This is a genomic window from Amnibacterium sp. (assembly GCF_051956055.1).
GTDB lineage: Bacteria > Actinomycetota > Actinomycetes > Actinomycetales > Microbacteriaceae > Amnibacterium.
In genome coordinates this window covers 1-15,272 of the sequence record NZ_JBQCGC010000004.1, presented here as the reverse complement: position 1 = coordinate 15,272, position 15,272 = coordinate 1, and the positions used below count along the sequence as shown (strand labels likewise).

The following is a 15,272-nucleotide window of genomic DNA, read 5'->3' as shown; positions in this document are numbered from 1 at the left end:
GGGCCCCCGGCGGCGGCGCCGGGCCGCCGGGCCCCCGCGGGGGCCTGCCCCGGCGCGGGTGGGGGGCCCCCCCGCGCCGGGGGGCACGCCCACGCCACGCGGGTCTTCACGCGCGCTCGCGGGCGTCTCGGGGCAGCGCGGCCCCCATTCTGGGGTCCGCATTTCTGAGGACACGTCTTGTCGTGGCTCGCGCTCGGTAATAGCGTCGGGGTCACCCCCTCGGCAGACCGTCCGCTCACCCGGCGAACCGGTGCTGCCGCCGAATTCGGAGGCGTCCCCACGCCTCCGCCGGTCCGACGTGCGCCCGAACGCCGCCGGTCCCGGTCCGACCCCCATGAGGACCATGACCGCCTCCCCCGTCACCCTCCAGTCCGCTGCGGCCCACACCCGACCCGCAGCCGCGCTGCGGTGGTCGCAGCGCCTCGCGCTGCAGCTCGCAGCCACCGACACCGTCATCGTGGTCGGTACCGTCCTCGTGGCCCACCTCGCGCTCTTCGGCGCGTGGCAGCAGCCGCTCGCGCATCACGCCGCCTACTCGGCGACGCTGCCCTACCCGGTCGTGTCGGTCGCGCTCGGCGTCCTGTGGCTCGCCGCGCTCGCGGTCGTCGACTCGCGCGACGAGGACGAGATCGGCGCCGGCACCACCGAGTACCGGCGGATCATCCGCGCGGGCGTGGCGACGCTCGTCATCACGATCGTCGCGGGGTTCTTCCTGGGCGTCGACCTGTCCCGCGTCTGGGCGGGCGCCGTCGTGCCGGGCGGCACCGCGCTGCTGCTCGCCTCGCGCTGGGGATGGCGCAAGCACCTGATCCGCCGACGTGCCGCCGGCCTCGATTCGCACCGCGTCGTTCTGGTCGGGTCGACGGACACGGTCGTGCGGACCGCCCTCGATCTCGCCAAGCAGCCGGCTCACGGCTACCGCGTCGTCGGCGTCGCCCTCACCGACGGCCCGAAGGAGGGCACGATCGCCGACCTGCGCATCGTCGGCGACGTGGACGACGTGCCCGCCGCGCTCCGCACCCTCGAGGCGGACACGGTGATGGCGACGAGCAGCGACCACCTGCCCGCCGATCGGATCCGCGACCTCGCGTGGCACCTGGAGCCCCGGCAGCACCTCGTCGTGGCGCCGAGCCTCACGGACGTCGGCGGCTCGCGCATCCACCTCCGGCCCGCAGCCGGTCTGCCGCTCATCCACGTCGAGACCCCGCACCAGGCCGGCATCGGTCGCGCGATGAAGCGCCTGTTCGACATCGTGGCGTCGGCGGCCGCGCTGGTGATCCTGGCCCCCGTGCTCGCGGTGATCGCCGTGCTCGTGCACCGGGACAGCCCCGGCGGCGTCATCTACCGCCAGGAGCGCATCGGCCGGAACGGCGAGCCGTTCTCAATCCTCAAGTTCCGCTCGATGAGCGCGGACGCGGACGCCCGTCGCGCGGAGCTCGGCGCGGACCAGGGCAAGGGCCTGTTCAAGATGGCGGACGACCCGCGGATCACCCGGGTCGGCAAGGTCCTGCGCCGCTACTCGCTCGACGAGCTGCCCCAGCTCGTCAACGTGCTGCGCGGCGACATGAGCCTCGTCGGTCCCCGGCCGGCCCTGCCCTCGGAGGTGTCCGAGTACGACCGGCGCGAGCTGCGCCGCCTCGCGGTCACGCCCGGCCTGTCCGGCCTGTGGCAGGTCAGCGGCCGGTCGGACCTCGACTGGGCCGACGGCATCCGCCTCGACCTGTACTACGTCGAGAACTGGTCGATGACGCAGGACCTGCAGATCCTCTGGCGCACCGTGCGTGCCGTGGTCAACTCGTCCGGGGCGTACTGACGGCCGGGACGGGGAGTCCGCGCCTCGGGAGGCGAGCTCGCCGATGCCGTTCGTGATCGTGCTCGTCGGCTCCGGCGACGTCGGGCGCACCGTGCTCGCGCAGGCGCTGCTGCGCCGCGAGCTCGACCGGCTGTGGCTGAAGTCCGCGGGCGGGGTCGAGCTGCGGACCGCGGGCGTGACCGCGGTCGCGGGCACGCCGCCGTCCCCGCACCTCGAGACGGTCGCAGGGCGCAGAGGCCTGGCGGTCGACGACCACCGCGCCGAGCCGATGACCGGGGCCGTCGCCGGATCCGCCGATCTCCTGCTGACGATGACCCGCGCGCAGCTGGCGCAGCTCGTGCTGCAGTACCCCGACGTCCGCTCCCGCGCGTTCTCGCTCGTCGAGTTCGCCGTGCTGCTCCACGACGCGGTCGGCGGTCGGCGCCGCGCACCCGTGGGTCACGGGGAGCGGTTCGAGGCGAAGCTGCGGCAGGTGACGCGCGTCGTCGCCGCCAGGAGGCGGGTGGTGCCTCCTCCCGCGGAGGAGAGCGGCTGGGACCTGTTCGACCCGTACGCCTACAGCCTCGACGTGTACGAGTCGGTGGCCGCGGTCGTCGAGGACGTCGTGCGCACCCTGACCGGCGACGTCGCCAGGATCACGGGCGGCCGACCCTCAGCGGCGACGAGCCGCACCGCGTGAGACGGATCAGTAGAGCAGCATCGCCAGTCGCCGGCGCGCGGCCGCGACCCTGGGGTCGTCGGGGCCGGTGAGGGCGAAGTAGTCCAGCAGCCGCGTCCGGATGGTCGTGCGGTCGTCGCCTGAGGCGGCCGCGAAGACGTCCAGCAGCCGGTCGAACGCGTCGTCGACGTGGCCGCCGGCGATGTCGAGATCGGCGACCGCGAGCGCGGCGGCCACGTCCTTCGGCGAGGCGGCGGCGGCGGCCCGGGCGTCGTCCGGCAGGGTGCGGAGCCGGTCGAGGAGCTCCACCTGGGCGAGCGCCGCGACCGCCGCGGCATCGCGGGGATCCTGCGCGATCGCGGTGCGGAACAGCCGCGCCGCCTCGGCGTAGTCCTGCCGGTCGATGGCGGCGTAGGCCTCCTGGTGCAGCGGCGGCCGGGGCTCGGGCTCCGGTTCGGGCGCGCCCCCGTCCTCGGCACCGACGCCGGGGACCGTACCCGTCACACCGTTCTGGGCGGCGAGCTCGAGCACCTGCTCGAACAGGGGCGCCATCCGGTCCTCCGGCAGCACGCCCGCGAAGAGCGGGACCGGGCTCCCTGCGATGACGGCGACGACCGTCGGGATGGACTGCGCCTGGAACGCCTGGACGACCTGCGGGTTCGCGTCCGAGTCGACGATCGCGAGCACGAGGCGGCCGGCCGCCGCCTCGACGACCCGGCGGAGCGAGGCCACCAGCTCCTGGGAGGGGGTGCTCCAGGTGGCGACGAGGGCCACGACGACCGGCACGGTGCGGGAGAGCTCGACGACCCGCGGGAACTCGGCGTCGCCGATCTCCACGACGACGCCCGGGTCGCCTGCGGGCGCGTCCCCTGCGGGCGCGGCCTGGGCGCGGACGGCCTGCTGCGCCTGCTGGGTCTGCCTGGCGACGAGCGGCGCGAGGTCGATCGCTCCGCGGAGACCCCCTGGCGGCGGGGCGGGAACAGCGGGCACTCTCGTCACAACTCCTTCGCGGAAACCAGCCCCTGATCGTAGCCGAGCAGCACGATCGGCTCCTTGGAGCCGGCGGACGGCACCGAGAAGAGCAGCTGGTAGCCGTAGACCGCCTGGAAGCCCTTCGTCGAGGAGCCGGTCTTCGAGAGGATCTTCGTCCCGCCGCTCGAGGAGAGGGTCACCCCGCTCTTCTTCGGCTTGACCGTCTGCTGCTCGTCGAGCTGCACGGCCACCAGCGCGCCGGCGTCGGCGGTGGAGAGCGCGATCACCGCCGACGGGTCGACCGCGAGGTCCTTGTAGGAGATACTGGCGTTCGCGGCCTTCTTCGCGATCTTCGCCTTCCCCGCCTGGCCGACCTGCTGCAGCAGCGGGTCCTGCTTCGTCGCGAAGTCGGTCGCGGCGCTGCTGGCGCTGTCGATCAGCACCGAGCCGTAGGCCTGGGCGAGCTGCCCCGGCGGGGTCTCCAGCACCGGCGTGGCCGGGTCGAGCCGCTTCGCGCCCTCGAGGGCGGACGGCAGGTCGGGCGTCGTCGCCCCGCTCACCAGGCGCACGGCGTACTGGACCTTGTAGTCCGACCGCGGGTCGTTCTGGATCATCGCCACCGAGACCGGCGCGACCTTCTGCGAGTTCCCCTGCGCGACGGTCGCGAAGAGCGTGCGCGGCCACTTGGTCGTGGCCTCCGGCTCCAGCAGCTTCATGACGGCGCCCGAGGTCGGGATCGACGCCGGCAGCGGCCAGGACTTGTCCTTCGCCCGGATCGTGTACGCGGCCTTGCGGAGGTCGAGTGCCGCGCCGGTGAAGCGGTTCAGGAGCTCGCCGGCCTTGAGCGACTTGTCGGCCGAGGCCGCAGCGGTCGCGGCCGCCGCGACGATCCTCGTCGCCTGGGCCTCCGTCAGCGAGGCGCCGGTCGGCGCGGGCGCCGCCGTGGCCTGCGCGGGCACGAGCAACGCGCCCGCGAGGACGGCCGCGGTCGCGCCCGACCCGATGGCGACGCGCTGCCGGACGCTGCGGCGCCCCCGGCCCGGCGCGGGCGGCGCGGAGGCGGGCCGCTGGGGGCGGTACTTCGGCGGCTGCGGGCGCTTCGGCATCTTGGCAGGAGGCTTCCGGCGGGGCCCGCGCTGCCGGCGCACGTGGATGAGGGCCCACAGGTAGAGGAGCAGCCCGAGCACGGCCAGGGCGCCGCCGGCGATGATCAGCGGGACGGCGAGCGGCGTGCTGGTGCGCACCGGCCAGGTGAGCCGGATGTCCGAGGGGGCGGGCGCCGCGCCCGTCGAGGCGATGATGACCGACATGGTCGACGGCACGTCGACGGTCCAGTCGAGCGACCCCTGCGCGCGCCGCTGGTCGATCCAGAGGTCGGCGCCGTTCGGATCCGGCGTGCCGCCCGTGAGCCCGGCGACGACGGGGGCGGTGCGGACCGCCGGGCGTCCGAGCGCTCCGGCCGCGTCGACGTTCAGCTGCGCGTACCGCTGCCCGGAGAGCCAGGCGGTCACGTCGGAGGTGCGCCCGTAGGCGGCGAAGGCGACGGCGCTGCCGGAGAGGTGGAGGCTCTGCTGGCCGGGGTGCGACCGGAGCACCGAGCCCGGGACCACCACGTAGTGCACGCCGGTCGGCACGGCGGCCGTCGCGGTGATGTGGTCGGCGGGCTTCAGCACGGTCCGCTGGGCGACCCCGGCGGCGACGAGCACACCGGCGATGAGCAGCGTCACCAACGCGATCGCGAAGCGCACACCGTCTCCTCTCGTCCCGGGCGGGATCGGCGACAATGGGGCGGGTCCGCCCCCATCGGGGCCGGCGGTCCCGGCCGGCGCGCGCGGTGCACCTCCCCAGAACGCGGGTCAGCATAACCTCCGGCACCGTCCGGGGGTCGCATGTCGGCGGGCGCGGCGCAACGCCCGCACCTACACTCGATCCCGTCGCGCGGCGTGTCGCCGTCAGCGACGAACAATCGGCTGACGAGGAGCGACACGTGTCCGACGAGTCCGGCTTCACCACGGCGATGCGCGGGTACAACCGCGACGAGGTCGACCGTGCGATGCAGGAGCTCCGCCGCGAGCTGATCAAGGCGAACTCCGCGCTCGGCGAGGCCCAGCGCGAGGTCAAGCGGCTCACCCAGCGCGTCGACGAGCTCGACAGCGAGCTCGAGGAGGTCGGCAGCCCCACCTACTCCGGGCTCGGCCACCGGCTGGAGAGCCTGCTCCGGCTCGCCGAGGACCAGTCGACCAGGGTGATCGCGCAGGCGGACATCGACGCGGAGCGGCTCCGCGCCTCCACCCAGGCGGACGTCGACCGCCTCCGGGTCGAAGCGGCGGACCTCGCCGAGCGGCTGCTCGGCGACGCGAAGGAGCAGTCCGAGGCGATGCTCGCCTCCGCCGGGGCCGAGGCCGACCAGCTGGTCGAGCGCGCCGAGCTGCACGCCGAGACGACCATCCAGGACGCGACCCGCGAGGCCGCAGCGATCCGCGGTGCGGTCGCGACGGAGGCGGCCGAGCTCCGGGGCACGGCGAAGCGCGAGGCCGCAGCCATCCGCACCGCCGCCGAGCGGGAGGCCGCGGAGCTCCGGGTCGTCGTCGAGCGCGAGACCGCGTCGGCCAAGGAGGACGCGCAGCGGCTCACCCGCGAGACCGAGTTCGCCAGGGCCGAGCTGGACCGCGAGCTCGGCGCCGCGCGCGAGGAGGCCGCCGCGGAGATCGAGCGCGCCAGGGCCGAGCTGCAGCTCGAGATCGAGCGCGCGCACGCGGACCTCTCGCGCAAGGCGGAGCTCGCGAGGGCCGACGTGGCCCGCGAGGCCGAGACGACCCGGCTGGCGTTCACGCGGGAGGCGGAGGAGGCGCGGGCCGAGCTGCTCGACGAGCTCGACTCGATGCGGCGCGCGCAGCAGCGCGAGTACGAGGCCACGAGGAACGCGCTCGCCGCGGAGCTCGCGGCGCTGCGGGACGCGGCCGAGCAGGAGATCGAGCAGGCGCGGCTCGACCTCGACGTCGAGCTGAAGGCGCGGCGCGACGAGGCGGAGCAGGACTACCTGGCGCGGCACCAGGACGCGGTCGCGTCGACCCAGCGGTACCTCGACGACGCGAACGCGCAGCTGGCGGACGCCGTCCGCCGGTCGGCGGACAAGCGCCTCGAGGCGGACGCGCTGCAGATGCAGATCGAGGTCGACGGCCGGCGTGCCCGTGAGGCCGCGCAGACGGAGGCCGCCGAGCTCGTCGCGAACGCGAGGGACGCCGCGCACGCGATCGTCACGGAGGCGGAGCAGCGGTCGGCGCGGCTCGTCCGGGACGCCGAGGAGCGCCTCGCCGAGCTGCGGGAGGAGCGCGACGGCATCGCGCACTACTTCGAGTCCCTGCGCGGGGCGCTCGGGTCGGCGCAGACCGCCGACGTCGAATCCTGACGCGCGGATGAAGCTCCAGAACCCGTTCAGGACGGGACTCATCGGCACGCTCGGCGTGCTGCTCGCGCTCGCGATCGGCGCCTCCGTGCTGCAGCTCGCGACGATCCTGACCTACGTCCTCGCCGCCGTGTTCCTGGCCCTCGGCCTCGATCCGCTGGTCAGTCAGCTCGAACGGCTGCGGCTCCCCCGCTGGCTCGCGATGCTGATCGCGGTGATCGTCGTGCTCGGCGTGGTCGTCGCGATCGCGTTCCTCGTGGTGCCCGTCATCGTCAACCAGGTCGGCAGCCTCGTGAAGGGCATCGCGCAGTTCGCGAGCCAGTACCGCGGCTGGAACGACTTCGTGAAGCAGGTGCAGGACGCGGTCGGTCCGTCGATCGACGTGCAGGGGCTGATCAACCAGGGCGTGAAGTACCTCCAGTCCAACGCCGGCCCGATCACCGGCGGCGTGCTCTCGGTCGGGGTCGGTCTGCTCGGCGGCCTCGGCGGCGCGGTGATCGTCATCATCCTCACTCTCTACTTCACCGCCTCGATGCACGCCTTCAAGGGCGCGCTCTACCGGCTCGTGCCGATGTCGCGCCGGGCGCGCTTCGCGGCGATCGCGGAGCAGATCTTCCAGTCCGTCGGGCGCTACGTGATCGGCCAGGTCGGCCTCGCGCTCATCAACGGCGTGCTGAGCTTCATCTTCCTGACCGTCATCGGCGCCCAGCTGCCGGCGGTGTTCGCGTTCATCGCGTTCCTCGGCAGCCTGATCCCGCTCGTGGGCACCGTCTCGGCCGCCGTGCTGATCGTGCTCGGCCAGGTCGTCCTCGTGCTGTCCACCGGCGACTCCATGTGGCCCAGCTCGGGGCTGCCCGTCTGGCTGTGGGTCGCCATCTACTACGTCGCCTACATGCAGGTGGAGGCGTACATCCTGAGCCCGAACATCATGAACCGCGCGGTGAAGGTGCCCGGCGTGATCGTGGTCATCGCCGCACTCGTGGGCGGCACCCTGCTCGGCGTGCTGGGCGCGCTCATCGCGATCCCGGTCGCGGCCGCGGTGCTCCTGATCATCGACCAGGTGATCGTCCCGCGGCAGGCGGAGGCGTAGCCCCCTTCGTCGTTCAGGAGAAACGGCCGCGTCGCAAGCGAATCTCCTGAACGACGAAGGGGACTCAGCGCTGGACGAGCGCCGTGGGCACCTCGGTCGGCAGCGGGGACGACTCGGGGTGCACGACGCGGACGATCTCGTCCAGCACCCGGCGCACCTGGGGCTCCCCCACCCACAGGTGCTTCGCCCCGTCCACCGCGATCAGCTCCGCCTCCGGCACGACCGCGAACCGCTCGCGCGCCTCGGCGGGCCGGAGGTAGTCGTCGAGCTCGGGCACCAGCACGACCAGGCGGCGCCCGGAGCCGTGCCAGCGCGCCAGCTCCGCCTCCGAGGTCCTGTGCAGCGGCGGCGACAGGAGGACGGCGCCCTCGACGGGCACGTCGAGCCCGTACTTGAGCGCCAGCTCGGTGCCGAACGACCAGCCGACCAGCCACGGCCGCGGCAGTCCGCGCCCGACCGCGAACGCCACCGCGGCCGCGACGTCGTAGCGCTCGGCCACCCCGCCGTCGTACTCGCCCTCGCTCGTGCCACGCGGGCTCGAGGTGCCGCGGGTGTTGAAGCGGAGCACGGCGAGGTCCGCGAGCGCGGGCAGGCGCGCTGCGGCCTTCCGCAGCACGTGGGAGTCCATGAAGCCGCCGTGGGTCGGCAGCGGGTGCAGCGTGACGAGCGTCGCCGCCGGCGGCCGCCCGGCCGGGACCGCGAGCTCGCCCACGAGCGTGAGCCCGTCGGCGGTGTCGAAGGCGACGTCCTCCCGCACGGCGACGAGCTCGGCGCCGCTACGGATCTCCTCCAGCCCGTCGCTCATGCGACCCGCCAGCAGTGGGCGTGCCAGTGCCGCCTGGCGTCGAGGTCGGCCTGATCCCCGAGCACGCCGTCGGCCCGCCAGACCACCACGTGCGCGACCCCCTCCTCCACGACGCCACCGCACCCGGGGCACCGGTAGGGCTTCAGCGCCTGCGCCGCCGCGATCGGCTGCACGTGCCACTCCCGGCCGCCGCGCACCTCCACCCGCGACCCGCCGCCCGCCCGCAGGGGCGGCGGCTCCTCCCCGCGAGCGGACCCACGTGGGCTGTTGCGACGCGGCACGGCGCGATCAGTACCAGCCGTAGGCGTTCGAGTGCGCCCACGCGCCGCACGGGCTGCCGTACGAACCGGAGATGTAGCCGAGACCCCAGGTGATCTGCGTCTGGTAGTTGTTCTGCCAGTCCGGGCCGGCCGTCGCCATCTTGCTGCCCGGCAGGGCCTGCGGGATCCCGTACGCCCCGCTCGGGTTCGCCGCATGGGTGCTCCAGCCGGACTCCCGGTTCCAGAGGTTCACCAGGCAGCTGAACTCGCTCGGCGCCCAGCCGCGGCCCGCGACGGCCCTCGCGGCGAACGTCTGGGCGGTGCCGATAGGCGTCGTGTAGCTGGGCGCCGGCGCGCTGCTGCCGCCGCTGCTGCTGCGTGAACCGGAGGACGACGAGGTCACCGTGATGGGCGCCTGCTGGGGCGCGTTGACGACCTTGAACGAGTCGCGGTCGATGTTGATGTCGACGTACCCGCCCGCGATCTTGTACCGCTGGATGCCGGAGGCCTTCACGAGGACGGGCTGCTGGTAGAACGGGTCTGCCCGGGCCCCGGCGTAGGGGTCGGTGACCGTCACGAGCGCGATCCCCGCGCTCGCGACGATCGCGAAGAGGCCGAGGACGAAACGACCGCGCGACCGACGGCGGACGGGCTGGATCGCCGGCGCCGTGGTCGAAACGTCAGGGGTATGGCGTGCCACGATCCGCCAACCCTACCCGAGGGCCCGTCCGAGGCCCAGGGACGCGTCCACCGCCCTCATCGGACGGCGAGCATCGTCTCGACCAGACCGTCGATGACGAGGTCGACCTGCGCTTCGTTGTAGCCGCCGCGCTTGGGCCGGAACGCGATCGAGCGGACCCGCTCCACCGGCACGTGGGAGCCGTCCTCGAAGTACGCCCGCGCCTCCCTGGCGAAGGCGTCGACCTCCGAGACGGAGTACCCGATGCGCGAGAAGCCCACCCGGGCGAAGCGCTTGCCGTCCGGCCGCTCGAGCCGGCCGATGATCTCCTTCGCGAGCTGCCTGGTGCTCGCGTAGTAGGCGCGCTCCTGGCCGCCGCGGATCGCGCTCTCCCGCTCGCGGACCGCGAAGGCGTCCTCGAGCCGCTCGAGCGCCGCGTCGACCGCCGCGGTGACGTAGCCGCCCCGGCGCATCGTGAACGCGGTCTGGCGGATGTGCGCCGCACGCAGCGAGCCCTCGCGCCGGTCGAACTCCGCGCGCGCCGCCGCGATGAAGCGGTCGACCTCCTGCGGGTCGTACCCGAGGCGACGGCTTCGTTCACGAGGGAAGGTCGACGGCATGGCGGCCATGATGCACTCAGGAGGTCGCGAAGAAGAGGAGCAGCGCCGCGGAAGCGGAAGGAAGGACGGAATCGAGTCGATCCAGGATGCCGCCGTGGCCCGGCAGCCAGGAGGACATGTCCTTGACCCCGATGTCGCGCTTGATCATCGACTCGCCCAGGTCGCCGAGCGTCCCCGTGACGAGGATCACGGCGCCGAACATCGGACCGAACCAGAGCGGCCGGTCCAGCAGCCAGGGGGTCAGCGCGGTGGCGATGACGATCGTCGCGATCGCGGCGCCCGCGAGGCCCTCCCACGTCTTCTTCGGACTGATCCGCGGTGCCATCGGATGCCGCCCGAACCGCAGGCCCGTCGCGTAGGCGAAGACGTCGCTCGCCACGACCACCGCGAGGAAGGACAGCGTCCACCACTGCCCGCCCACCTGGGACAGCAGCACCACGGCGGCGCTCCCGAGGCCGGTGACGTAGAGCTGCACGAACGTCGTGACCATCACGTCCCGGCCGAGCGCCCGCCCGGGCACCGGCGAGACGAGCTGCTCGACGAGCCGCCAGACCACCGCGGCGGCGACCGCGAAGACGATCGCGGCCAGCCAGCCGCCCGGGACGAGCGGGACCACCGGGACGCCGAGCTCGGCGACCTGGTTCGGGGCGGGCTGCACGGAGACGAAGGTCGCGACGATCGCGATCAGGCCCGCGACCGCCGCGCCCACCCGCGGCACGCGGATGCCGGCGGTCCTGACCGCCACCGCCAGCTCCGAGGTGCCGAACCCGACGAGCGCCATCGCGACGAGCACGAACAGCGGCTTCCAGACCACGAGGCTGACGATGACCACACCGCCGAGCACGACGCCGAGCCCGATCGCCCCGACGAGGTTGCGTCCCGACCTCGCCGTCAGGCGCGCGTTCGCCTCGTCGAACTGGGCCCGCGTGTGGCGGACCTGATCCCGGATGTCCCCCCGGGTCGAGCGGATCTGATCCTGCAGCTCGGCGGTGTTCCTCGGCCGCCGCGGGCGCTCGTCCTGCGATCCACCGTCCGACACGACTCAGACCTCGAGCAGCTCAGCCTCTTTGCGCTTCAGCGCCTCGTCGATCTGCTCGACGTGCCGCTTCGTCAGCGCTTCCAGCTCCTTCTCGCCGCGGGCGATCTCGTCGTCGCCGACCTCGCCGGTGAGCGCGTCCAGGTCGTCCTTCGCCTTACGACGGATGTTCCGGACCGAGACCTTCGCGTTCTCACCCTTGTCCCGGACGATCTTGACGAACTCGCGGCGCCGGTCCTGGGTCAGCTCCGGCATCACCACCCGGATGATGGTGCCGTCGTTGGACGGCGTCGCGCCGAGGTTCGGGGCCGTGGCGATGGCCTTCTCGATCTCCTTCAGCGCGCTCTTGTCGTACGGGGTGATGACGAGCATCCGCGCCTCCGGCGCCTGGAGGCTCGCGAGCTGCCCGAGCGGCGTGGGCGTGCCGTAGTAGTCCACGGGGATGCGCTGGAACAGCGCGGGGTTCGCGCGGCCGGTGCGGACGGTGTTGAAGTCGTCCTTGGCCACCTCGACCGCCTTGGTCATGCGGTCGCCCGCCTCCTGCAGCACGTCGGCGATCACTGCGACCCCTCTCGTTGACGAACCCCGGAAGCCTACCGAGATCAGGCTGTGACGACCGTCCCGACCTGCGCTCCCCTGATCGCCTCGGCGATGGAGTCGTCGCCCTCGATGCCGAACACGCGCATCGCCATGCCGTTGTCCATGCACAGGCTGAATGCCGTGGAGTCCACGACCTTGAGTCCGCGACGGAGCGCGTCCGAGTAGGTGACGGCGTCGAGCTTGACCGCGTCCGGATCCGTCCGCGGATCAGCCGAGTAGACGCCGTCGACGCCGTTCTTCGCGACGAGCACCTCGTCAGCGTGGATCTCGAGCGCGCGCTGCGCCGCGACGGTGTCGGTGGAGAAGAACGGGAGGCCGGCGCCGGCGCCGAAGATGACGATCCGCCCCTTCTCGAGATGCCGGATGGCGCGGCGCGGGATGTACGGCTCCGCGACCTGCGTCATCGAGATCGCCGACTGCACCCGGGTCTGCACCCCGGTCTGCTCGAGGAAGTCCTGCAGCGCGAGGGCGTTCATCACCGTCCCGAGCATGCCCATGTAGTCGGCACGCGTGCGGTCCATGCCCGCCTGACTCAGCTCGGCACCGCGGAAGAAGTTGCCGCCGCCGACGACGACCGCGACCTGCGCCTCCTCGGACGCCGACGCGACCTGCTCCGCGATGGACTTCACCACGTCGGGGGCGACCCCGAAGGTGCCCCCTCCGAGCGCCTCACCCGACAGCTTCAGCACGACGCGTCGCATCCGCTCCCCCTTCGACCGCCCATGAGGCTATCGGACCCCCGCTCCGCCCCGTCGAGGGGGCCGTGCCTTCCGGGGTCAGGCGAGGAGCGGGAGCCGGTACACGGGCCACGCGTGGTCGCCTGCGGCGCCGACCGCGACGCCCACCACGAGCGAGACGCTCCCGTCGGCGCTCCGGAGCACCGAGCACCCCTCCGGCTCGTACGCCCCGTCGCGCCACGCTCCTGACGCGTCCTGCCCGAGCGTCGGGAACGGCGTGCTCGCGACGAGCGCGCCCGTGCCCCAGTCGAACTGCTCGAGGGCCATCGGGTCCGCTGCGACCGGAGCACCCGAGCCGCTGTTGCTGAGCCCCACCCAGCGGAACAGGCTCCCGCCCACGGTGGTGAACCCCTGCATCGTCGGCGGATCGACCGGCACCATCATCCGGCCGATGGGCCGGTCGACGCCGGCCACGAGGTCGTCGATGCGCCGGAGGGTGTACTGCTCCTGACGCCCCGTGGAGAAGTCGTACATCCGCTCGACCGCGACGCCGCCGGCCCAGTCGAAGTTGTAGACGGACTCCTGGTAGAGCCCCTGCTGGTTCGGGAAGCGCGGCAGGTAGGTCACCCCACCCGGGATCGCCTCGATCGCGTACACACCCGGCGTGTAGGCGAACCGGGCGAGGCGGCCGCCGTCCGGAGCGTCCTGTGTGACCGGGCCCTGCAGGCTCAGCCAGACGTCGTGACCGCCGTCGTCCCGGGGCTGGATGTGCAGCCCGAGTCCGTGGCCGCCGTCGAGGATCGTCATCGAGTCGAGCTCCGGGGTCGGATCCGACGGGACGACGGCGCAGCGGGAGACGACCGTGGTGTACAGCGACGGCCCGGAGCCGGTCAGGGACTGGGTCATGAACAGCTCGCCTGCGGGGGTGCACTCCACCTGCTGCATGACGGTGCCGGAGGTCTTCGGCACGATGGAGGCGATCGGCACCGGGTCGCCGAACCGGACGGCGGGGAGCGGCTCCGGGGACCGCGAGGGCGCCACCGTCGGCACCGGGATCGGCGCGGGAACCGGGCTGCGGGTGAGCGCCGCCGCGCTCGCCGCCGCCGCTGCCGCCGCGGCGGTGCCGAGCGCGACCGTGCCGCCTGCGAGCAGCAGGCGTCGCGAGACCCCGACCATGCCCACCCCCGACCCGGAACCGCAACGCTACGGGGGCGGAGCGCGTTCGCCGCGGACCCGCGCCCGGCGAGCTCCGGTTCCGTCGCCCGCGCCCGGACGGCGAACGCCCCCGCGACAGTGCGGTCGCGGGGGCGTTCGTGGGCGCTGGGGCTACGCGCCGACCTTCAGGCGGGCGAAGCCGGAGACCTCGAGGCCCGCGTCCTTCAGCACCTTGCCGGTCGCGACCTTGCTGTCGCGTGCGTACGGCTGGTCGACGAGCACGACCTCCTTGAAGAAGCCGGTCAGCTTGCCCTCGACGATCTTCGGCAGGGCCGCCTCGGGCTTGCCCTCGTTGCGGGTCGTCTCGGTCAGGACCTGGCGCTCGTGCTCGACCGTCTCGGCCGGCACGTCCTCGCGGGTCGCGTACTTGGGGTCGTACACCGCGATGTGCTGCGCGACCGACCGGGCCGTCTCCGCGTCCGTGCCGGTGTAGCCGAGCACGACGCCGACCTGCGGAGGCAGGTCCTTGCTCGTCTTGTGCAGGTAGATCGCGAACTCGGCGCCCTCGACCCGCCGCACCTGGCGGAGCTCGACCTTCTCGCCGAGCAGCGCGGCCTCGTCGTTGATGTACGCCTCGACGGTGGTGCCGTTCAGCGCCGCGGCGTTGCCGGAGACGACGTCGACCGCACCCGCGGCGGCCACCGCGCCGAGGACCTCGGCGGCGAGGGAGGTGAAGCGGTCGTTCTTGGCGACGAAGTCGGTCTCGCTCGCGAGCTCGATCAGCGTCGCGGCGCCGTCACCGGCGATCGCGGTGACGAGACCCGCGGTCGTGGCGCGGCCGGAGCGCTTCTCGACGCCCTTCAGGCCCTTGACCCGGAGGATCTCGATCGCCTTCTCGATGTCGCCGTCGGCCTCGACCAGCGCGTTCTTGCTGTCGAGCATGCCCGCGCCGAGGCGGTCACGCAGGGTCTTCACGTCAGCGGCGGTGAATGCAGCCATGGCTGACTCCTTTCGATGGGTTCGGTTCTCGAACGGCCGTCGGCCGCCCCCGGCGAGGGATCTCGCTGGGGGCGGCCGCCGGCTGGGCTGGTCCGGCTCAGGCCGAGGGCTCGGGGTCCTCGGTCGCGGCGGGGTCGGTGACCTTCTTCGGGCGGCGCTCGGCCGGCGTCGACTTCGCGAGCTCCTCGGCCTCGACCTGCTCCTCGGTCTCCGGCGCGTGCTGCGCCTCGAGGCCGTCGACCGCCTGCGCGGCCAGGTCCGCTTCCGCCTGCGCGTCCGCGTCGTTCTCCTCGACGGGCTCCGCCGGGGCGACGTCCGCGGTGGCCGGGGCGACCCCGGCGGACGCGTCCGCCTGGTCGGCGACGACCGTGTCGATGCGGTCCTGCGTGTCGGCCGTCTGCCCGGTCACGCGGTCGTCGACCTGCTCGACCTGGAGGGACAGCGCCTCCGGGTTCTCGGTCGCCTGGAGCAGCTCCTGCTCCCACGCGGCGAGCGGCTCGGC

Annotated in this window: 15 protein-coding genes and 1 pseudogene; 4 read left to right on the top strand and 12 right to left on the bottom strand. The window is 73.4% G+C overall.

Going from position 1 to position 15,272, the window contains the following annotated elements; genetic code table 11:
* Window positions 1–343: 343 nt before the first annotated feature.
* Both ACTHLI_RS00730 and ACTHLI_RS00725 read left to right on the top strand, forming a co-directional pair.
* Window positions 344–1,813, top strand: a complete 1,470-nt coding sequence (locus ACTHLI_RS00730; RefSeq protein WP_440180764.1) for a sugar transferase — start codon at window positions 344–346, stop codon at window positions 1,811–1,813.
* Window positions 1,814–1,856: 43 nt separating this feature from the next.
* The gene (locus tag ACTHLI_RS00725; RefSeq protein WP_440180763.1) at window positions 1,857–2,492 is read left to right on the top strand and encodes an arsenate reductase/protein-tyrosine-phosphatase family protein; all 636 of its coding nucleotides are present in this window, start codon (window positions 1,857–1,859) and stop codon (window positions 2,490–2,492) included.
* A 6-nt stretch (window positions 2,493–2,498) separates the two neighbouring features.
* On the opposite strand, the gene ACTHLI_RS00720 is transcribed toward ACTHLI_RS00725, so the two are convergent.
* Both ACTHLI_RS00720 and ACTHLI_RS00715 read right to left on the bottom strand, forming a co-directional pair.
* Window positions 2,499–3,461, bottom strand: a complete 963-nt coding sequence (locus ACTHLI_RS00720; protein ID WP_440180762.1) for a tetratricopeptide repeat protein — start codon at window positions 3,459–3,461, stop codon at window positions 2,499–2,501.
* A 5-nt stretch (window positions 3,462–3,466) separates the two neighbouring features.
* The gene (locus tag ACTHLI_RS00715; protein ID WP_440180761.1) at window positions 3,467–5,191 is read right to left on the bottom strand and encodes a hypothetical protein; all 1,725 of its coding nucleotides are present in this window, start codon (window positions 5,189–5,191) and stop codon (window positions 3,467–3,469) included.
* 239 nt (window positions 5,192–5,430) lie between these two features.
* On the opposite strand from ACTHLI_RS00715, the gene ACTHLI_RS00710 reads away from it, so the two are divergent.
* The gene (locus ACTHLI_RS00710; RefSeq protein ID WP_440180759.1) at window positions 5,431–6,852 is read left to right on the top strand and encodes a DivIVA domain-containing protein; all 1,422 of its coding nucleotides are present in this window, start codon (window positions 5,431–5,433) and stop codon (window positions 6,850–6,852) included.
* Between the two features lie 7 nt (window positions 6,853–6,859).
* On the top strand, window positions 6,860–7,939 hold the full coding sequence (locus ACTHLI_RS00705) for an AI-2E family transporter (protein WP_440180757.1): 1,080 nt from the start codon (window positions 6,860–6,862) through the stop codon (window positions 7,937–7,939).
* A gap of 64 nt (window positions 7,940–8,003) precedes the next feature.
* On the opposite strand, the gene ACTHLI_RS00700 is transcribed toward ACTHLI_RS00705, so the two are convergent.
* The 10 genes and pseudogenes from ACTHLI_RS00700 to ACTHLI_RS00655 all read right to left on the bottom strand — a co-directional run.
* A complete protein-coding gene (locus ACTHLI_RS00700; RefSeq protein ID WP_440180755.1) occupies window positions 8,004–8,744 on the bottom strand; it encodes an alpha/beta hydrolase in 741 nt (246 codons plus the stop codon).
* Window positions 8,741–8,947 carry a hypothetical protein gene (locus ACTHLI_RS00695; RefSeq protein ID WP_440180754.1) on the bottom strand — a complete coding sequence of 69 codons (207 nt, stop codon included), beginning with the start codon at window positions 8,945–8,947 and terminating at the stop codon, window positions 8,741–8,743. Before ACTHLI_RS00695 ends, ACTHLI_RS00700 begins: the two co-directional genes overlap by 4 nt.
* A gap of 85 nt (window positions 8,948–9,032) precedes the next feature.
* The gene (locus ACTHLI_RS00690; protein WP_440180752.1) at window positions 9,033–9,704 is read right to left on the bottom strand and encodes a lytic transglycosylase domain-containing protein; all 672 of its coding nucleotides are present in this window, start codon (window positions 9,702–9,704) and stop codon (window positions 9,033–9,035) included.
* A 56-nt stretch (window positions 9,705–9,760) separates the two neighbouring features.
* Window positions 9,761–10,303, bottom strand: coding sequence for a DivIVA domain-containing protein (locus ACTHLI_RS00685; protein WP_440180750.1), 543 nt, complete (start codon window positions 10,301–10,303; stop codon window positions 9,761–9,763).
* 16 nt (window positions 10,304–10,319) lie between these two features.
* Window positions 10,320–11,342 carry a phosphatidate cytidylyltransferase gene (locus ACTHLI_RS00680; RefSeq protein ID WP_440180748.1) on the bottom strand — a complete coding sequence of 341 codons (1,023 nt, stop codon included), beginning with the start codon at window positions 11,340–11,342 and terminating at the stop codon, window positions 10,320–10,322.
* A 3-nt stretch (window positions 11,343–11,345) separates the two neighbouring features.
* On the bottom strand, window positions 11,346–11,900 hold the full coding sequence (gene frr / locus ACTHLI_RS00675; RefSeq protein ID WP_440180746.1) for a ribosome recycling factor: 555 nt from the start codon (window positions 11,898–11,900) through the stop codon (window positions 11,346–11,348).
* 41 nt (window positions 11,901–11,941) lie between these two features.
* Window positions 11,942–12,640, bottom strand: a complete 699-nt coding sequence (gene pyrH / locus ACTHLI_RS00670) for a UMP kinase (RefSeq protein WP_440180744.1) — start codon at window positions 12,638–12,640, stop codon at window positions 11,942–11,944.
* 75 nt (window positions 12,641–12,715) lie between these two features.
* Window positions 12,716–13,792: a phage baseplate protein gene (locus tag ACTHLI_RS00665; RefSeq protein WP_440180742.1), complete on the bottom strand. Its 1,077-nt coding sequence runs from the start codon at window positions 13,790–13,792 to the stop codon at window positions 12,716–12,718.
* Between the two features lie 150 nt (window positions 13,793–13,942).
* Complete coding sequence (tsf, locus tag ACTHLI_RS00660) at window positions 13,943–14,770, bottom strand: translation elongation factor Ts (protein ID WP_440180740.1); 828 nt, start codon at window positions 14,768–14,770, stop codon at window positions 13,943–13,945.
* A gap of 97 nt (window positions 14,771–14,867) precedes the next feature.
* A pseudogene (locus ACTHLI_RS00655) lies at window positions 14,868–15,272 on the bottom strand (hypothetical protein); the annotation flags it as partial.